Genomic DNA, 17,366 nt, shown 5'->3' with positions numbered 1-17,366 from the left:
GCCGTTTTACAGGACCGTCGTTGTGTGAGTACGAGACGAGACGACGTGATGGCCGCACTGCGGGACTGGTCGAAGCCCGGACGCCGGGCCGACCTGGTCGCCGCCGCGTGGCAGGCGGGTGAGACCAACGTCTCCGCTCTCGCCGAGGCCGCGCGCATCTCCCGGCCGACCGTGTACGCGGATCTGCGATCGAGGGGCATCGACCCCGACCACCGACCGAAGGGCACCAGCGTGATCACCACCCTTTCCACCCTCGACATCGAGGGCTTCACCGGCGTCGGCGAACGGCTCGACGCCGAGTTCGACGCCGCACTGCGCCGCTGGGCGACCGAACACCCCAACGCCACCCAGGAGGAGGGCCAGGCCGAGGGCATGCGCCTGGTGGGCCTGATGGACACCACCTACCGCTACGCCGACGTCCGCGACCTGCTGGCCCACGAGCAGGTCGCCCGCGCCGAGCGGGACCGCCTGCTGCACCAGGTCGAGCTGCGCTGGGAGGCACTGGGCACCGCCGCCGCGTGGCTGGCCGCCCACCACGCCTACGTCGTCGCGGTCGACGAGGCCCGCATCGCCATCGACATGTGGCGGGAGCGCGCCGAGGCCGCCCTGAAGCGTCCGTTCTTCTGCTCCTCGCCGAGGGACGAAGCCGCCTACCGGCAGATCCAGGAGGCCGGTCACCCCGCGCTGGAGCAGGCGCTGGCCGACCTCGACCGGACGCCGGCGCAGACCGCCGAGCAGCTGCGCGCCAACCTCGACCAGGCCCACGAGCGCCGCCTGCAGTTGGCCGCCGAGACCGCCCGCCACACCCAGCCCGCCAGCCGGTGACCACCCCCGCCGACCCGAACCGGACGAAGGAGAACGCCTTGTCACCCACCCTCCAGACCGAGCAGACCGCCCGCGCCCGCCTGGTCGCCGAGATGGAGCGCCTGTTCGCCGACGACGCCGGTCTCGGCGTCCTGGTGCCGTACAACGGCCGCCCGGACATGACCGAGGAGGCCAAGCAGGTGCAACTGGCTTGGGCCCGCGCCCTGGTCTCCGTGCACGGCCACGACCGGGCCGCATCCGTCTACACGGAGTACGCCGGCCGCCGCCAGCGCACCGTCACCGAGACCATCGGCTCCTGGGACAACCTGGTGCTCACCGGCAGGCCCATCCCCCGCTGGGACCGGGACATCCACGGCTTCCTGTGCTTCTCCTGCGTCGACACCTTCTCCACCGTCATCGCGGCCGACGACGACCCGCTGTGCAACCGCTGCGCCCGCGAGCACAGCCCCGTGGAGAGCACCCGTCCCCAGTGGCGCGCGTACAGCCACCGGCAGTTCACGTTCCCCGGCCTGATGGGCGAGGAGCGCAAGACGGGCGAGACCCTGCTCATCGCCCGGTACGAGGACGGCGAAGAGCGCAAGTACGTCACCGGCGAGGCCGGGCTGCTCACCGAGGGCACCAGTCCGCTGCCCGGCTTCACCATGGTCTCCAACCAGACCCACGGCGACAGCCGCGACACCATCAGCCTCACCTTCGAGGCCCGCGCCGAACACCAGCGCCGCAGCGTCGACATCCTCGCCACCTTCGCCTACGACCCGGAGCCCGAGGGGTACGACGGCCACGCCTACGGCTTCCGCTTCGTCTCCGCCCGGCTCACCGCCCGGTCCCGGAAGCTGGGGCAGCTGGAGCTGGCCGACCCGACCGTCACCGAGCACACCGACCTCTACCAGCTGCTCGGCGCCCTGATCAGCCACCTGTACGGGAGCCAGATGTGAGCACCGAGCCCGAGAACACCATGACGCACGACGCCGGCCCCCACGATGCCGAGGGCTGGAAGCTCCACGACGACGGCACCCGCGTGCACCGCTACGGCTGCACGATCCACGACGGTGAAGGCTGCGACGGGCACTGTGGCCCCATCCCTTCGGAGCCGGTCGACGAGGCGGCTGACGCGGCCGAGGACGCCGACTGGATCGACAACCAGGTCGGGCCCCGGAAGGTGGGGGGCCGCTACTACAACGGGTATTGGGGCCAGGAGTACGAGGTCCTGAACATCGACGACAACCCCGACAGCTGGGGGCCGTGGGAGATGACCGTGAGCTGGGCCGACGGCCGCACGACCACGCACTGCACCGGGTGGGACCCGAAGCGGGACAGGGTCATCGCTCAGCCGCCGCAGCCGGACGTCACGATCGTGTCCATCGGCCGCCTGCACAACGACGTCGAGGGCGAGTACGCCGACGTCCTGCAGCGCGCCACCATCGCGCTCGACCTGAGCCGGAACTTTCGCGACCCGCACGTGCGCGCTGACCTGCGCCAGCTCACCGCCCACGACCAGGTCGTGCGCGACACGGTCATGGCCACCCCGGGCGTGCGCGAGGTCCTCGCCGCGACCGCGCTGCAGATCCAGGGCTACCTCGCCGGGCCGACGGCCGCGCCGCTCACCGTGGTGACCCAGTGCGCCGGCGGACGTCACAGGGCAGCTACCACGGCCATGGCCCTGCGTGCCGTGGTCGCCGGGGACGTCGAGGAGGCCGCCGCGTACGGACTGGCCGACGCCGCCGAGGAGTTCGCCGGCCGCGACCTGGTCGTAGACCTGGTCCACCGCGACCTCGCCAAGGACGTCGTCGACCGCTGACCCGCACGGCAGCACGACAAGAGGCGCCCGCAGCCATTCGAGCTGGCTGCGGGCGCTTTTGCCGACTCTAGCCCGGCCGCTTCCCGACGCGAAGATGATGGGGCCACCGGATCACCGAGCAGAGGAGCATCCCGTGCCAGCGACCGTCTGGATCCTGATTCCTTCGTACCGGGACGGCCCCTACGTGCTGCTCCGCACGGGATGGGTCGCACGGATCGGGCAGGACGACAGCCGCCGCGTGATCGTGCACGACACGAGGGGCGACACGTACTTCGCTGCCTGGGGAACCACGGACTTGCCCCTCCCCGCGGACTTCGGGCTGCAGCTGCTCCAGGCGCTCGACGCCGCCCGCCGCACGGCCGAGGACGCCAACAGCGACCGCGTCGTCGCTGCTCGCCACAGCGAGGACAGCTGGTCATGGGAGACGTACGCGCCCGACGAAATCCCGCCCGCGCAGGCAGAGCCCCCGCCCCCGTCTTCCTCGACCCCGCCAACGAACTGGCCGCCCCCGCCCCCGCTGCAGGCCCCGCTGGACGGTCCGAACGGTTCTTTCGTGCCCAACCCCAAGGGCGGGATGCCCCTGTGGGTTCCCAAGGACCAGGCGGAGCCGGACGCAGTCACCGAGTGACCTGGTCGCCAGCATGACGAAGGGCCCAGGGAAGCACCCGGGCCCTTCGCCATGCGGAGCCGCTCCTACTCGCCGCGGTCCCACCGGATCGGGTACGAGACCGTCGGTGACGGCCGCGGCGCCGGCTTGTCCCAGCCGGGGAAGTGCACCGGGTACACGGCCGTCGAGACCGGCTTCGGCGACTTGCCCGAGCCGTCCGTGCTGGCGGTACCCGTCTCGCCGTTCCCGCCCGTCCCGCCACCGATGGCGATGACTGCCACGACGAACACCGCCGCCTTGAACATCTCGTTGCGGGCGCCCGGATGCCACCTGGTGTGTGACCTGACCTTCGTCCCGTCGGCCCGTTCGTACTCGCGCACGGCAACCATGAACCGCTGCTCCCCTCAGCCCGCGCGCCGGTCGGCGCAACGGACCATGAAAACAGCGGGCACTGACAGCAGGTCAGGGAACGATCACCACAGGTGACCGGAAGAGTGCGGGTCAACCGCCCTTCACACAGCCGTACAGCATCAAGCCGCCCACGAACACAGCCGTGATCTTCAGCGTGCGCCGGAGCCCAAACAGCCTGATGAGCACGGAGTCCCCCTCGGTGCGGTCGATGACAGAGCGCCCATTGTTCCGGTCGGTTCCCTACGGTGCGGAGGAATGGCCGGAACGTGCACAGACCCTGTCCGCAACGAGGCCGCGAGGGTCAGGCGCCGACGGGGAGAGCCTGGTTCTCCCATTCCTCGTACGCCTGGTAGTCGCCGGTCATGGCGTAGCGGCGCACCTCGATGCGTTGGGCCGTCTCGAAGCTGCGCGGGTCCTCCCGGAACGCAGCCGCCAGGGCACGGGCCGCCGCCCGGTCCGAGAGCCGCGAGGGCGCGATCTCCAGGTACAGCCTCCCCTGCTGCCAGCAGGACATCTGAAGCCGTTCGGCCAGCTCCCGCCCGACGACCACGACCTCCCGGCCGTAGCCGTACTCACCCTGCTCGGGAACGTCCAGGGCCGCCCGGAACGCCTGCAGCTGCTCACGGTCGCCGTCCAGGGCGAAGGCGCGCACCGCCATGGCGTACGTGCGCCGGGTGTCGGTGTCGTACCCGGCAAGGTCCAGCGCGGTCAGGACTTCGTCGTCCGTCAGGTGGGCCGGAGCGTGGCCCAGGGCGATGGTGCCCTCCCAGTGCGCGAACGCGTCCGCGTCGTCGGCCGGCGTCGCGGGTGCCCGACCCGGGCCCGCCGGGACGGCTTCGGCGCGTACGTCCTCGACGGCCTGGACGACGAGGCCGCGCAGCTGCTCGACGTCCGGCGCACTGTCGAGCGCGGCGGCACGGTCGGCGACCAGGGCCGCCACGTCCTGCGCCCTGCCCTGGATCTCCCGCCAGGCCCGGCCGGAGAGGTCGGTGAGGACGTCGTCCCCCGCGGGGGACATCAGGCCCAGCTCGACGAGCGCGTTGCCGAGCTGCTCGGCCGTCGCCGCCTGGTCGACGAGCCGGTAGGCGTGGCTGCGGCCGATCCCGAACTCCGCGCGCGCGTATGCCTTCCACGTCGGATAGCCGAGGACGACCCAGACCCGGGCCTCATGCGCGCGCCGCACGGCAGCGGCCAGCCGTCCGGTCGCTGTCCGCACGGCCTTGATCGCTTCCCGGATCTCGGCGGTCAGCGCACGGGCCTCGCCCGGATCGAGTGCGGCGACCAGGTCGCCCTCGACCGGCGGGCGGTCCGGGTCCTTCGTCATGGCTCCAGTCTCCTCCTGCCGACCGGGCCACGGGAGCCGCAGACGTCGCTCGTTCGAGTGGTCCGGCTGCAGGAGGCGGACGGGAACGAGTGGCTGGGCTGCGTGGTACCCGGGGGCTTCGCCGCCCCCGGGACCCCGCTGCCCCGTCACTCCCCGGCGCGAATCCGCATCGTCGTGGTGCGGACCGTGCGCGCCGTGAAGCAACGGGGTTGTGGTCAAAGGCTGCTCTCCGGTGGGGGCTTGCGTACGGACGGGGTGCGGCCGGTGATCGTGTGCAGGTGTACCGGGTACACCGACCAGGGCTTCGGGGCGCAGAGTGTGAGGTCGCTGTGCGGGTCCAGGGAATCCAGGTAGGTGTCGATCAGGCTGTCGTGTGCCGTCTGCCATGAGGCGCGTATCGCATCGCCGAGCGTCGGCGGATCCGAGGAGCTGGGCATGGTGGACCTCCAAGGCCAGTGGGAGCGCTTCGACCCGTCGTACGCCACCGCCGGCCATCTCTGCCGTGCCCGGCCCGGTTCCTCCCGCCTGGTGGGTCGGGGATCCAGGAGCGCGGTCCGTCGGGCGGGCCGGTGCAAGGTGTGAGCCCTGGTGGGGCGGGCCGTTCCCCCGACGACTGACAGGCCGCCGAGCCGCCCGCTACTGTGGCCGGAGGCGAGAGGAGACCATGGTGAGCAGCGACTGGAGCATCGACACCATCGTGCACGCGCTTCCATCCCCGGAGATGCGCCAGCAGGCCCTCCGGGAGATCCACCTCGCCCCCGTGAACGAGCTGCAGGCCGCCGTGGACCGGTGGCGTGCCGTCGCGGTCGAGTGGACGCTGACCACGGCCCCGCGCATCGAGGAGGCCCGCGCGCACGCCGAGGCCACCGGGGAACTTCCTGCGCAGTACGAGGAGACTCCCCAGTCCGTGGCCGCGTTCGACGGATGGCGCCAGCAGATGGAAACTCTCCGCCAGCAGCAGCGCGGCGCCGCGTGAACTGGCACGTCACCCGCTCCCAGCACACGCTCGACATGATCCTGGCCCTGCCCGTCGAGGGACAGCTGGCCCTGCTCGACCTGATCGAGGCCCTGGAGAACGACCCCTACCCCGTGACCGAGCCGTACGGGATCGACGACAAGATCACCCGTCAGGCCGTGTTCGGGAACGGCGCCGGGCTCGCCGTGCTGATGGTGAACGCGATCACCCAGCGAATCACGGTTCTGTCCCTGACCTGGGCGGGCTGACCCGGGCACCCGCCCGTCAGCGGATCACTGGCACCTGCAGGCAGTCCTCCGGATCGGGTACGAACCGACGCTGCGACGCCCCGCACTTCGTGCAGGCGCCCCAACGGTCCCGCTCCTGCCGTGGCGCCCCGCACGCTGGGCACGCGTCCTTCACCGGCACAGTTTGCCCCTCCCGTCTCTTGTGCAGCAGTTGGCACACTCCCAGCCCCCGGAGCCGATCTCAAGCAGGAGCGGACCCCGGCATTCGGTGAACCCCGGGCCGAGCCGCTGACCTGCACAGAGGTACATCCGTGGAACCTATGAGACCGTCCTACGCGCACGCGCGCGGGGCGTATCGTCCACGGCCGGCCGCCGCTGAACACGTCGTGACCCCACCCCGTCCCGACCTCCCCCGGTCGATGGTCAAGACGCTCTTCGCCGATAGCTCGCTGGCCGGTCTGGTCGTTTCCGATCATCGCGCCTGCCGCCCATCTGGTCCCCGCTACGCTCCGGGCCATGTCGATCCCGAACCAGCACCAGGCGCCCGAGCCCGCCCCGAGCGCAGCAGACTTCTCGGCAGCCCTCACCGCGCTCGGCTCGTATGCCCAGCCACCGACCGACGCCGAGCTGCAGCAGCAGGCCCAGGCCGTGGGAGGCGAACAGGTACTGGCCGCCATCCTGAGCAACGCGCTGTACGGCGCTTCGATCGGGGCGGGGATGCTCGCCGAAGGCCACATGCTCGCCCAGGGCGCGGGCGGCAAGGAGTTGGGGCTGGCCCGCCAGCAGGTACTCAAGGCGTCCGGTGCCGACGGCCCCGGGGTGATGGGGATGCTGCACTGGCAGACCGGGCACGTCCAGCAGCTGCTCAAGGGGCTGGACGAGCAGGGCTGTGGCCCGGTGATCGCCGCAGCCGCCCGTACGGCCAGTGCCCTGCTCTCCCTGCTCGCCTGCTCGGCCGTGTTCTCCACCGAGGACGAGCGAGCCGGGCAGATCCCCGCCGAGCTGGCCCAGGCCCGCAAGGACCTTGCTGCGGCCCTCGCCGAGATCGACGAGCTGCCCGCCACCGCCGCAGCGATGTTCCTCGGTGCCGTACCCGGCATGTGAAATCGGGACGTATCGACGGGTTATTGCGCAGGTTGCGCAGGTCCCCGCGCGCACGCGTGCGTACGTGAAGGGGCCCCGGTGGTGCGCGAGCCGCCCTAGCTCTTCGCGCACCACCGGGGCCCGGGGAGGCCCGCGCTCACGGGGGGAGAGCAGCGGGCGGGCGTGTGGACCGGTCAGGCCGGGGCCGCAGCGGAACGCCGGGGCCCCGGGCCGGTCAGATGTCGCTCACGAGCTTCGCCAGGAAGTCCGCGTTGGCCGCGACGTCATGGCCGAGGACGACCTGGTGGTGCGGGAGCCCGGCGAGCCGGTCGGCGACCGCAGCGCGGGCCAGGTCGCTGCCGCCGCCGTTGATGCCGTAAGCGAGGCCGAAGTGGTCGGGGTAGCGGTCCTCCGTCGCTCCGCTCATGAAGTCGTCCTCGCCCAGGGTCCGGGATCCGTCGACCACGGCCGGCACGGCGGAGGGGTCGATCTGGGGGAACAACAGCGCTGCCGCGCGTCCGCCGGTCGCCAGCTCCATGCCGAACCAGGTGGAGAACTGGTCGGGGAACACCTGCACCTTCATCTCCCGCTTGCCGCCCGGCTCCCACAGCGGCTCGCGCCGGTCGGCCAGGAGCGCGTCGGTGACGTCCTGGTGCTGCGTGGGGTGCAGCTGCTCGCCCGCCTGCAGCCGCTCGCGCACGACGTCGTACAGGCCGAGGGCGTCGAGCAGGCCCAGCCCGACGGCCGCCGCCGACGGCCACGGCAGCACGCGCAGCTCACCGCCGACCACCTTGACGAACACCCGGTCGTTGGCGAGCAGCTGGGCGCCGCGGCTGGCCAGCAGCAGCGCCGTGGTGGTCTTGCCCGACCCCTTGGACCCGAAGGCGAGCAGCGCCTGGTCGTCGCGGACGACGGCGGAGGCGTGCAGGAGCGTCCACCCGTCCCGCAGCAGGGCCGCCCTGATCATTTCCCGGGCGATCCGGGCCGTGGCCAGCGCCAGCTGCTCGGACGTACGTCCGGCGATGGTGACGTGGCCGCCGAGCTGCTCGGAGCGGTAGGCGAGGCCCTCTTCCGGGGAGACGCCCGTGATGGTGCCCGTGCTGTCCCGGGCGAGCAGCAGCCGGGCCTTGGCGTAGGTGACTTCGTCGTGAGGGCAGGCGGTCACCAGCGCGTTGAGGTCGGCGTACGCCTTGTCGTCGAGGTCGGCCGTGACGAGCGGTCCCTCGCAGACGCTGCTCGCGGGGACCTCGAACGCGTTCCACCAGGACCCGAAGTATCGGCGGGCCCAGTCGGTGACAGAGGGCGTGTTGCTCAGGACGGTCACGCTCGCGTCCGCGGCGTGCAGCCGGGTGGCGGTGGGGGTACTCACGTCGTCTCCAGTCGGGTCGAAGATGGGGCAGGACGGCGTAACGCCTGGTAGGCGCCACGGAGTTTGGTGACGGTCGCGGCCAGTTGCGCGTCTTCGCCCGCGTCGAGGGCAGGCAGGCACGCTACGGGCTGACCGGCGGTGAAGCGCAACGGAATTCCGAGCCAGTCGCCGCGGTGCTCGCAGGTCAGTTCCTCGGTGCCGTCGACCAGGCCGAGGGTTTTGTGCAGGGTGGACAGCACGGCTCCGGCGGGTCCGGAGCGGGTGCGGCCGACGCCGGCGCTGATCCGGCCGGGGCGGGTACGCAGTTCCGCGCGTACCTCCGCAAGGGGGATCACGGCGGGCGTGCCGTTGACGGTGGTCGACGAGGCGCACACCACCGCGCCGTCGCCGTGTTCGCCGATGACGTGGCCGTGCACGGCGGTTGCGGGCACGTCGAGCAGCTGGCCCAGGGTGAGCCGGTAGCGGGCGGAGTCGAGGTTCGAGCCGATCCCGTACACGCGCGGGCAGCCGGAGGTCTCGGCGAACAGCCGGGTCATCAGGTCGACCGGGTTGGTGACCACGAGCACGGTCCCCTGGTAGCCGCACAGCGCCGTGGCCAGAGCGCGGATGACGGGAGCGTTGGCCGCCGCGCCGCCCATCCGTACGTCGTCGGCACGGGTGTTGGTGAACGTGGCCCGCACGGCGACGACGACGGCGTGGCAGCCGGTCAGGTCCGCCGCACGGCGGGCTTCGGGGTGCACCGGCGAGCCCGTGGTCTGGCGCATGTCGTCGAGGTCAGCGGCCAGCGCCGCCGCCTGCTCGATGGTGCGGGAGACGACGAGCAGGCGATGGCAGATGCCGGAGGACACCAGCGTGGCCGCGACGGTCTGGCCGACGGCACCCGCGCCGACGACTCCGACCGAGCCCACCGGCCCCGGCATCACGCGGCCACCGCCTGAGCCCGGCCGAGCGCGCTGTCCCACACGGCGCGCGCATCGGCGCCGGCCGCCAGCTCCGAGCTGAGCTGGTCGGCCATCTCGCACAGGTCGACGGCCCGGCCGACGAGCGCGTTGCCCCGGTCGGGCAGCGGCAGCGCGCCGGGCGCGGACAGGTACGTGGTGAGGATGTTGACGCTGTCCATCAGCCACAGCACCAGCAGCTCCCGCAGCCACGCGCGGCGGACCCGGGCGGGCAGGACGTCCGTCCGTGCCGCGGCGAAGGCGCTGACCCCGTCCATGGCCTGCTGGCCCGTCTCGCCGCCGGGCCGGGCAGCGGCCAGCAGCAGCACGGTCCGGCTGATCAGCTTCGCGGCATCCACGGCGGGAGGGGCGAGCAGCAGGCCGGGGTCGATGAACACCGGCTGACCGGATGTTCCTTCGGGGAAGACCACGTGCTCAGGCTTGAGGTCCCCGTACGCCAGCACCCTCCTGCTCGCCTGCTGGGGCAGTCCCGTGGTCTGGAGCCGGTGCAGCCGGACCACGACGTCGCGCAGCAGTCCGACGACCAGGTCGCGGTCGCCGGCCGCGCACCGTGCGGCCCCGAGCCGTTCCACGTAGGTCGGGCCGCTCAGCCCGTTGAACTTGCGCTGGAAGGTCCCCCGGATGCTGCGCTCCCCGATGACCCGGGCCGGGCCCAGCAGCCGGGCCGCGGACGGGTGGTGAAGCCGCCGCAGTTCGCCGAACGTGCCGCCGAGGAGTTCGGCCGCATCGTGCGGACGCTGCAGGAGCAGGTCGGCCAGGGTCGGGCCGGTCACCGACTCGGTAAACAGCACCCCGCGCGCCAGTCCGGCCACGGAACAGACCCGCAGAGAGCCCTGCTGGGCCAGGAGCCGCAGCTGCGCGGCCTCCCGGTCCATCAGCGCGCCGGCCCGCTGCACGTACGCCTGCTGAGCCTCCCGGACGTCCGGCCAGGGGCCGCAGGCGCCCCGCAGCAGCGAGACCAGCGACACCCCCAGGAAGGCGTACTTGGCGTACAGGGTGCGCCCGTCCACGCGGATCCGGCGCACGTAGCCGGTGACGCTCGGGACGTGGTCGCCGAGGTCGACGTCGGCGCGCGGCCACAGGTCGGCGGCAGCGGCAGCGATCTCGCGGGTGGCGAAGGCGAACACCTCGCCGGCGTCCGGGACGGGGGGAACGGGTTCGGGCGATGTGCTCACGGCTGTGGTGCTCACGTACGCCTCCAACGGCAGTGGATGGAAACCTCACCCGGGGCACCGGGCTGAGGTCGGCGCATGGTGGCTGGACGGGAGTCCCCGGCAGGTGGGTTGGGGAGCGGGCGCACCTGCCGGGGACTCCCGTTGCGCCCGAGCCCACGGGGAGGGCATCGGGCGTCTCGGGGAGAGATGGTCAGGAAGGCGGAAGGTCCTGCAGCCGGTCGAGACGCTCGTACAGGATGCGAACGACCCGGGCCCGGTTCTGCGCCGAGGCGAGGGTGGGGCGGGGCTCCACCGACAGACGCCGGCGTGCCTCGCCGAGCACGGTTTCGGTGAGCGGGCGCAGCGGGCTCAGGCGCGGCAGCTGGGCACACAGCGCCCGTACTTCGTCAGCGACGAGGTGTGCGTGCCCGGCCATCAGCCGGGCGATCTGCTCGCAGTCCCCCGGCGGGAGCGTGTTCCCGGTCGTGGGCAGTGCGATCACGGCGAGGGCCAGCAGCATGACCGGTTCCCGGTCGAGGGGCAGCTCCCGGGTGAGCGAGCCATCGGGGTCGCACAGCACCGTGACGGCGGTCTGCGTCTCCGAGGGACGGCCGTGCGCACCGCTCACCGTGCCTCCCCCTGGTGTGTGTCCGGGGTGAGGGGAGCAGGGTTGGCCAGCGAGCCAGGGTCCGTGGTCCATTCCGTCCCCCCGCCCGTCGGCTGCAGCCATGCCACCGGTCGCGGCTTGTCGCCGTCCGGAGCGATGGCCCGCAGAACTCCCCGACGGCCGGATGCGGTGTCCTCGACCTCCCGGCCGAGCCAGCGGTGGTCACGGTGCAACAGGCCGCGGGCGGTGCTCACGTGGCCGGTCGTCTGCTGCGCGGTTTGGGTCATCGTCGCCTCAGCGCTTGCGATGTGGGCGGTGCCCCACCGCATCCTCACGGGGGAACGGGGACGCGATGGGGCCGTACACAACAGCTAACTCACCGTCACCATTCGTCGGCCATGACGAAGTTGCGCGAGCCGCCCGCGCTCCGACTGACGACTTGACTGGCTCTTTACTGTTCGTGATGGTCCGCACCACCTAGCGTGACTGCATGGCGGAGACCAGAAACGACGCTTTAGCCGCCTGGATGACGGAACATCAGACGTCGGCCGAGGAACTGGCGGACGCGGTGAACGAGGCGATCCGGGACTTCACAGGCCGACTCGGCACCACCGTGGAACGGACCGTGTTCCGGTGGTTGTCCTGCGAGAACCGGTGGCCCCAGGAACGCCAGCGCCGTGCTCTGGAAGCCGTCACCGGCCAGACCATGGCGGCTTTAGGGTTCGTGCCCCGGGGAGATCCGCCACCGCCCCTGAACCACCACCGGAGGACCCCTCAGTGCACCGCCGCCGCTTCTGCGGCGCGGCCACCGGCACCGCCGCCGCCGTCGCCGTACCCCTCATAGCAGCCGCACCCCGCGGGGAGATCCGCCACCGCCCCTGAACCACCACCGGAGGACCCCTCAGTGCACCGCCGCCGCTTCTGCGGCGCGGCCACCGGCACCGCCGCCGCCGTCGCCGTACCCCTCATAGCAGCCGCACCCCGCCCCTTCCGCGTCGGCACCTCCGACGTGATCCGGCTCCGCGACAGCATCGACACCCTCACCGCCCTCGATGCCGAACGGGGCGGGCACAACGCCCTCGAACGCGCGGCCCTCGCCGGCGCCGCCGAAGCCCTCGACCTGCAGCAGCGATCCAGCACCCAGCGCGTACGCGCGCGGCTGTACGCCTTGGCCTCCGACTTCACGGCCACCGCCGGGTGGTCCCTGATCGACGCCGGGCAGCTCGACGGCGCCGGCAAGCATCTCGACCGCGCCCTGACCCTGGCAGGCATGGCCCAGGACCCCGAGATGACCATGCAGGTCTGGAACCTGCGCGCGATGCTCGCCCGCCAACGGAAGGACTTCGGCGAAGCCGTGGCCGCCGCCCAGGCCGCCCAGGCGACGTGGGCCGCCCGGCGCAGCCGACTGCACGCCTCCCTCGCCCACGCCCGGACCGCCATCGGCCTCGCGCACGCCGGTGACCGGCGCGCGGCTCTGCGCTCCCTCGGACGCGCCGAAGAGGCCCTGTCCAAGGCCGACACCACGGCGCCGCGGTCCGCCTGGATCACCTTCTACGGTCCCGCCGAGCTGTACTCCCTCACGGCGATCGTCCGTGACGTGGTCGGCGACCCGGCCGAGGCCGAGGCCGCCTCCTACCGGGCACTTACCGCCCTGCCCGAGACCTACCGCCGCAACCGCGCGCACACCACCGCGCGCCTCGCGCTCGCACAGCTTCATCAGGACGAAGTCGAGCAGGCGTACGCCACCAGCACCGACGTCTTCCAGATCATGGCCGGTGACCCCCTTCCCGGCCGCATGCGCCAGCTGCTCGGCGACTTCCAGCGCGACCTGATCACCCATGCCCCGCCCCGGATCGCACACGAGTGGGCCGACCGCTACCGGACCGAATGGAGCACCCCATGACCACGGCGACCGTTGATCTCCGCCACTACGGGCACGACGATCTCCCGGAGATCCGGCAAACCCTCCTCGACGTCCACGCCGACGCCTACGCGGACGACATGACCGAGTTCGACGAGCGCTTCCCTTGGTTCGTCGACCACTGGGGAAGCCACCCCGGATTCGCCTGTGTCATCGGCTACGAGGGCGAGGAGCCGGTCGGCTTCGCCTACGGAGCCCCCGCCACCCCGGGCCGCGAATGGTGGCGCGAGCACCTGCAGGACGCGCCGGCCGACGACTCGACGTTCTCCTTCTCCGAGCTGATGGTCCGCCACGCCTGGCGGAAGACCGGCACCGCCGACCGTCTCCACACCGCACTGCTCGCCAACCGGCCCGAGGCCCTCGCCGTACTCCTGGTCGACCCCGACCACCCCAAGGTCCAAGCCCTCTACGAACAGTGGGGGTACCAGAAGGTCGGCAACCGCCAGCCCTTCCCCGACTCCCCGAACTTCGCCGTCATGCTCCGCCCCGTGAACCCGGCTGCCTCCCACCAGAACGGGGATACCGCCTGAGCGGGCGGGGCTGAGCCAGCCACTAGCGGGGCGTCTCTCACGGGAGGCGCCCCGTTCCGCTTCCGGAGCCCTGCAGGAGGGGTGTCACAAAATCCGGCGGACGACGTTCCCCCAGTGTGACGACACGACCCCCATGCCCGCCGTACGGCCCGGCCCGGACAGCCGTCTCCCGGGAGACGGGACGCCCATCGGGAACCACCCGCCCGCTTTCCCGCCCCGGGGGACACCACCTGACGTGCGAAAACTCGTGTCCCCGAAGCTGTAACGATTTCGGGGGCCGACACGTCTACGGCTATGAAGGGCCGTCAATGGAGCAGTGCAGGAGGGGATTCCGGGATGACCGGATCGAGGGCAGCCGTCGGCCGGCAGCGGGACGGACGGATATCCGATTCGGCGAGCCGATCGCGGTGTCCCCAACTCGAAAGCGGTCGAACTGCGGTGATGGCCCGTCATTCCGCTGGCCTCCCGCGACACAGGATCTCAGGAGATAAACGCCCGCCTCACAGGAAATCTTCGGCGACACACCCCACCAGAGTTGTGTACGTGAACCGTGATGCTGTTGGATTGCGATCATGGCTAGGCCCTACGGATCACGTAACTCTCAAGAGCGCGAGTACCTCGCGCCGATGGTGCACGCCGATCGCAAGGGGATGGTCCGCCTCACCGGCATGGTTCCTGCCGAGGTCCACGCCCAGGCGTTCATCAACGCCAAGGCTGCGGGCATGACGATGGGCCTCTACCTCAAGCGGCTTGTCGAGCAGGACCAGCTCAACGAGAACGGTGTGCCGCTGTGGCGGCTCGCCGAGATCGAAGAGGAGGAGACCGCCGAGCAACTTCCGTTGACCGGCTAGCCGCAGAACCGTCGAAGGGCAAGAAAAATGCCCCGGTCATCCAACCGGGGCCCCGCCGTTCGACGTACGAGGGACTCAGCACTACGGGCCTGCCAGCCCGCTGAATCCCAATCAGTTTTCACCCTGCAACACCCACCCACGGTCGGCTCCCCAGCCGACCACCTACCTGACAGACCAGAGCGGCCCGGCTTCCCAACCGGACCCCTCGCCCACACCGGAGGAGGTGAGATCGAGCCCCCAGACGCTTTCCACGGCGTCTGACGGGCGGTGGTCCCCTAACCAAAGAGCCCCGGAGCCCTGCTCTTTCGTGCGACCTGGATGGCCGCGTTCGGAGCCCTCCGCCGTCAAGGCGAGAGGGGGCTTCGGCGTTCTATTGAGTTAAGGAGCCCTCCCATCGTAGCGGACCGCTACGGTGCCGGACAGCTCATGCCCGACCCCGGAGTGTCCGGGGAACCGGGCGTGCACAGCCCGTCATCTGCCCCGAACCACAATCCTCATACCGGTGTTCTGCCCGCTCCCCGGGCCGCGCGCGTGGACCTGCAGAAGCTCTTTCTGCAGCTGTCCCCGCGGCTGTCGGTGCGCGTCGACACCCGGTCCTCCGAGGGCAAATGGCTGCACAAGTACCTCGATCTGCGCTACCTGCCGAAGACGCCGCCGCGCGGCCCGTACGCCGTCTACCTGTCGTCGGTGTTCCGCCGCTACCGCTGGCTGCTCTTCGACCTCGACGACAAGCGTGGCGAGGTCGGCCCCGACCTCGCAACTCTGCTGCGCTGGATGGAGGAGGCCGGGCTGACCTACGTGGTCGCCGCTTCCGGATCCGCCGGCGGACGGCACGTGTGGGTGGCCGCCGAGACGCTGCTGGAGGCCACGCTGGTCGAGTCCATCGCCGTGGCCGCCGCGAAGCGCCTGCCCACGCTCGACTACGGCCTGCTCAAGTCGTCTACGGGCGCCGCCCGGCCGATCGGTGCCCCGCACCGCAACGGTGGCCGCAGCGAGCTGATGAGCCCGGCGGACCCCCGCCGGGCCGCCGACCTGCTCACCCCGGCCACGTGCGGTAACCCGTCCGACGCGTTCCTCCGGCTGCTGCTCATCATCGACGCCGTCCCGGCCCGCGAGGACTTCCGCCCCAAGGTGGTCGGCCAGGACCAGTTCGCCGAGGTCCTCGACGACAAGCTGGGCCCCCGTCTCGACGGCACGCCCACCACCGTGCTGGACCGCGAGACCATGGCGCTGCTCACCCGCCGCCCGCCGGCCGACCGGGTCAGCGAGGTGTGCGGCTCGCTGCTGACCCGGCTGGCCCTGCGCCGCTGGACGCTGCCGATGGTCGAGCGGCTGATGGATGACCGCCGGTACCGCGAGGGCGGGCTGCTGCATGTGTGCACCGCGCCGGGCTTCGGCACGCTGCGCGTGGCGCTGGACGAGATCGACGCCGAGGAGAAGCTGGCACGCCAGTGGGCCCGTTGCGTGGAGTACGCGAGCAGGCTGCCGCACACGGAGGAGGCCCTGCAGCGCACGGAGACCGTCGCCGAGACCGTCGCCCTGGTCGAGCAGCTGCAGCGGGGTGCTGACGCCTGCCCGGAGCGCTGGGCCATCGAGTCCGGTCCCGCCGACCGGGCCGCGCTGGATCTGTTCTGTCTGCTCGCCCTGCAGTCCGGCAGCACCGTGCTGAGTCTGGACGTGCGCCGGGCCGCCATCGCCACCGGCACCGGCCGCTCGACCATGCACCGGGCGTTCGGCCGCCTGCAGCTCGACACCTGGCTGGGCAGCGCCACCGACAACGGCCCAGCCGGTACCTACGAGCTGCTCCCCGTCACCGCTTCGCACCCTGCTTTCGCCTCCGTTGCACGGGGTGGGACACAAGGAACCCCGCCCCCCCTAGGGGATACCCGCACCCCCCTGATCTCCCGCCTTAAAAAGCGTCTCGCCGCAGGTCAAGCCGACCTCTTCTCCCACGGTCGGCGCACTGAGAAGCACGCCGGCGGGCTGGGCCACCACGCGGGCCGGGTCTACCAGCAGCTGGCCGAGCACGCCGACCGGTCCCTCAGCCTCGCCGAGATCTGCCAGCGCACCGGCTACAGCGCCCGGACCGTCGCCAAGCATCTCGCCCGGATGCGGGACTTGCTGGTCGCCACGCGCGTGGTGATGACGGTTCACCACGAGTGCCCGACCTGCCAGGCCGCCCCGGGGGAGCGCTGCCGTACGGCCGCAGGAGCCGTTCTCCGCCGCCGTGGAGCCGACCAGCACACCAGCCGCCAGACCCTCGCCGCCGAGCGCTCCAGCACCCCGTACTACCGCCCCCGGCCCGGCTCCCTGGTCGCCGCGGCGAAGGCCCTGGGCACCCACGGCCGACTCGCCGCCCGCGCCCGCCTGTACGCCGTCGAGACCGAGCTGTACCGGTGGTGGCGCCAGGAGGAGGAGTGGATGCGCGCCCCCAAGGCCGGAGTGCGCACGGGCGTCCAGACGCACGAGGAGCAGACCGCCCTGGTGCTCACCACGCTCACCCGAGCGCCCCGCCGCCGCTATCCCCGCACCGCCGACGGCCGGGGCGACCACGCCGCCGCCAGGGCCCGCATCGAGCGCCGTATCGCTACGGCCTGACCCCCCGGTGCAGCCGCTTCGGTTCTGCCGATCTTCGGCCGTCCCGCACCGCTGGGCTTGTTATCAGCCGCTCATCCGACTTCCGGCCATCCTCTGTCAACCGGTTGACGCTAGACCCGACAGACC

General features: G+C 71.7%; 21 protein-coding genes. 12 read left to right on the top strand and 9 right to left on the bottom strand.

The features are described from left to right. Nucleotides 1–24 precede the first annotated feature (24 nt). From F9278_RS00205 to F9278_RS00185, 4 genes are all read left to right on the top strand, one after another. A complete protein-coding gene (locus tag F9278_RS00205; protein ID WP_226966537.1) occupies nucleotides 25–825 on the top strand; it encodes a hypothetical protein in 801 nt (266 codons plus the stop codon). Between the two features lie 38 nt (nucleotides 826–863). Then, a complete protein-coding gene (locus F9278_RS00200; protein ID WP_226966536.1) occupies nucleotides 864–1,760 on the top strand; it encodes a hypothetical protein in 897 nt (298 codons plus the stop codon). Beyond that, nucleotides 1,757–2,623, top strand: coding sequence for a RapZ C-terminal domain-containing protein (locus F9278_RS46675; protein WP_226966535.1), 867 nt, complete (start codon nucleotides 1,757–1,759; stop codon nucleotides 2,621–2,623). Before F9278_RS00200 ends, F9278_RS46675 begins: the two co-directional genes overlap by 4 nt. Nucleotides 2,624–2,756: 133 nt before the next feature. Next, a complete protein-coding gene (locus F9278_RS00185; protein ID WP_152166408.1) occupies nucleotides 2,757–3,251 on the top strand; it encodes a hypothetical protein in 495 nt (164 codons plus the stop codon). A gap of 65 nt (nucleotides 3,252–3,316) precedes the next feature. On the opposite strand, the gene F9278_RS00180 is transcribed toward F9278_RS00185, so the two are convergent. The 3 genes from F9278_RS00180 to F9278_RS00170 form a co-directional block, all read right to left on the bottom strand. Beyond that, on the bottom strand, nucleotides 3,317–3,619 hold the full coding sequence (locus F9278_RS00180; RefSeq protein WP_152166407.1) for a hypothetical protein: 303 nt from the start codon (nucleotides 3,617–3,619) through the stop codon (nucleotides 3,317–3,319). 323 nt (nucleotides 3,620–3,942) lie between these two features. Beyond that, complete coding sequence (locus F9278_RS00175; RefSeq protein ID WP_152166406.1) at nucleotides 3,943–4,965, bottom strand: serine/threonine-protein kinase; 1,023 nt, start codon at nucleotides 4,963–4,965, stop codon at nucleotides 3,943–3,945. A gap of 215 nt (nucleotides 4,966–5,180) precedes the next feature. Beyond that, nucleotides 5,181–5,402, bottom strand: a complete 222-nt coding sequence (locus tag F9278_RS00170; protein WP_152166405.1) for a hypothetical protein — start codon at nucleotides 5,400–5,402, stop codon at nucleotides 5,181–5,183. Between F9278_RS00170 and F9278_RS46020 the strand changes: the two genes are divergently transcribed. The 4 genes from F9278_RS46020 (at nucleotide 5,401) to F9278_RS00155 (ending at nucleotide 7,272) form a co-directional block, all read left to right on the top strand. Next, nucleotides 5,401–5,547 carry a hypothetical protein gene (locus F9278_RS46020; RefSeq protein WP_193241317.1) on the top strand — a complete coding sequence of 49 codons (147 nt, stop codon included), beginning with the start codon at nucleotides 5,401–5,403 and terminating at the stop codon, nucleotides 5,545–5,547. The genes F9278_RS00170 and F9278_RS46020 overlap by 2 nt on opposite strands. Nucleotides 5,548–5,629: 82 nt before the next feature. Beyond that, nucleotides 5,630–5,941, top strand: coding sequence for a hypothetical protein (locus F9278_RS00165; RefSeq protein WP_152166404.1), 312 nt, complete (start codon nucleotides 5,630–5,632; stop codon nucleotides 5,939–5,941). Beyond that, nucleotides 5,938–6,189 carry a hypothetical protein gene (locus F9278_RS00160; protein WP_152166403.1) on the top strand — a complete coding sequence of 84 codons (252 nt, stop codon included), beginning with the start codon at nucleotides 5,938–5,940 and terminating at the stop codon, nucleotides 6,187–6,189. The genes F9278_RS00165 and F9278_RS00160 overlap by 4 nt, the downstream gene beginning before the upstream one ends. Before the next feature lie 495 nt (nucleotides 6,190–6,684). Next, entirely contained in the window at nucleotides 6,685–7,272 is a 588-nt protein-coding gene (locus F9278_RS00155) for a DUF6245 family protein (RefSeq protein ID WP_152166402.1), read from the top strand. Nucleotides 7,273–7,486: 214 nt separating this feature from the next. Here the strand turns inward: F9278_RS00155 and F9278_RS00150 are convergent, their stop codons facing one another. From F9278_RS00150 to F9278_RS46015, 6 genes are all read right to left on the bottom strand, one after another. Further along, entirely contained in the window at nucleotides 7,487–8,620 is a 1,134-nt protein-coding gene (locus F9278_RS00150; protein WP_152166401.1) for a phosphoenolpyruvate carboxykinase (ATP), read from the bottom strand. Continuing rightward, on the bottom strand, nucleotides 8,617–9,540 hold the full coding sequence (locus F9278_RS00145) for a lactate/malate family dehydrogenase (RefSeq protein WP_152166400.1): 924 nt from the start codon (nucleotides 9,538–9,540) through the stop codon (nucleotides 8,617–8,619). The genes F9278_RS00150 and F9278_RS00145 overlap by 4 nt, the downstream gene beginning before the upstream one ends. Further along, nucleotides 9,540–10,769: a phosphotransferase gene (locus tag F9278_RS00140; protein WP_226966534.1), complete on the bottom strand. Its 1,230-nt coding sequence runs from the start codon at nucleotides 10,767–10,769 to the stop codon at nucleotides 9,540–9,542. The genes F9278_RS00145 and F9278_RS00140 overlap by 1 nt, the downstream gene beginning before the upstream one ends. A 175-nt stretch (nucleotides 10,770–10,944) precedes the next feature. Beyond that, complete coding sequence (locus F9278_RS00135; protein ID WP_152166398.1) at nucleotides 10,945–11,361, bottom strand: DUF6415 family natural product biosynthesis protein; 417 nt, start codon at nucleotides 11,359–11,361, stop codon at nucleotides 10,945–10,947. Then, complete coding sequence (locus F9278_RS00130) at nucleotides 11,358–11,594, bottom strand: hypothetical protein (RefSeq protein WP_152166428.1); 237 nt, start codon at nucleotides 11,592–11,594, stop codon at nucleotides 11,358–11,360. The genes F9278_RS00135 and F9278_RS00130 overlap by 4 nt, the downstream gene beginning before the upstream one ends. A gap of 283 nt (nucleotides 11,595–11,877) precedes the next feature. Further along, complete coding sequence (locus F9278_RS46015; protein ID WP_193241316.1) at nucleotides 11,878–12,036, bottom strand: hypothetical protein; 159 nt, start codon at nucleotides 12,034–12,036, stop codon at nucleotides 11,878–11,880. A gap of 208 nt (nucleotides 12,037–12,244) precedes the next feature. On the opposite strand from F9278_RS46015, the gene F9278_RS00125 reads away from it, so the two are divergent. From F9278_RS00125 to F9278_RS00110, 4 genes are all read left to right on the top strand, one after another. Then, nucleotides 12,245–13,243 carry a hypothetical protein gene (locus tag F9278_RS00125; RefSeq protein WP_226966548.1) on the top strand — a complete coding sequence of 333 codons (999 nt, stop codon included), beginning with the start codon at nucleotides 12,245–12,247 and terminating at the stop codon, nucleotides 13,241–13,243. Next, nucleotides 13,240–13,791: a GNAT family N-acetyltransferase gene (locus F9278_RS00120; protein WP_152166397.1), complete on the top strand. Its 552-nt coding sequence runs from the start codon at nucleotides 13,240–13,242 to the stop codon at nucleotides 13,789–13,791. Before F9278_RS00125 ends, F9278_RS00120 begins: the two co-directional genes overlap by 4 nt. 626 nt (nucleotides 13,792–14,417) lie before the next feature. Next, entirely contained in the window at nucleotides 14,418–14,642 is a 225-nt protein-coding gene (locus F9278_RS00115; RefSeq protein WP_152166396.1) for a hypothetical protein, read from the top strand. Between the two features lie 531 nt (nucleotides 14,643–15,173). Further along, nucleotides 15,174–17,240: a zinc finger domain-containing protein gene (locus F9278_RS00110; RefSeq protein WP_226966547.1), complete on the top strand. Its 2,067-nt coding sequence runs from the start codon at nucleotides 15,174–15,176 to the stop codon at nucleotides 17,238–17,240. Nucleotides 17,241–17,366 lie beyond the last annotated feature (126 nt).

Source organism: Streptomyces phaeolivaceus, from assembly GCF_009184865.1.
Lineage (GTDB): Bacteria > Actinomycetota > Actinomycetes > Streptomycetales > Streptomycetaceae > Streptomyces > Streptomyces phaeolivaceus.
This window is presented reverse-complemented; position numbering and strand designations above follow the sequence as displayed.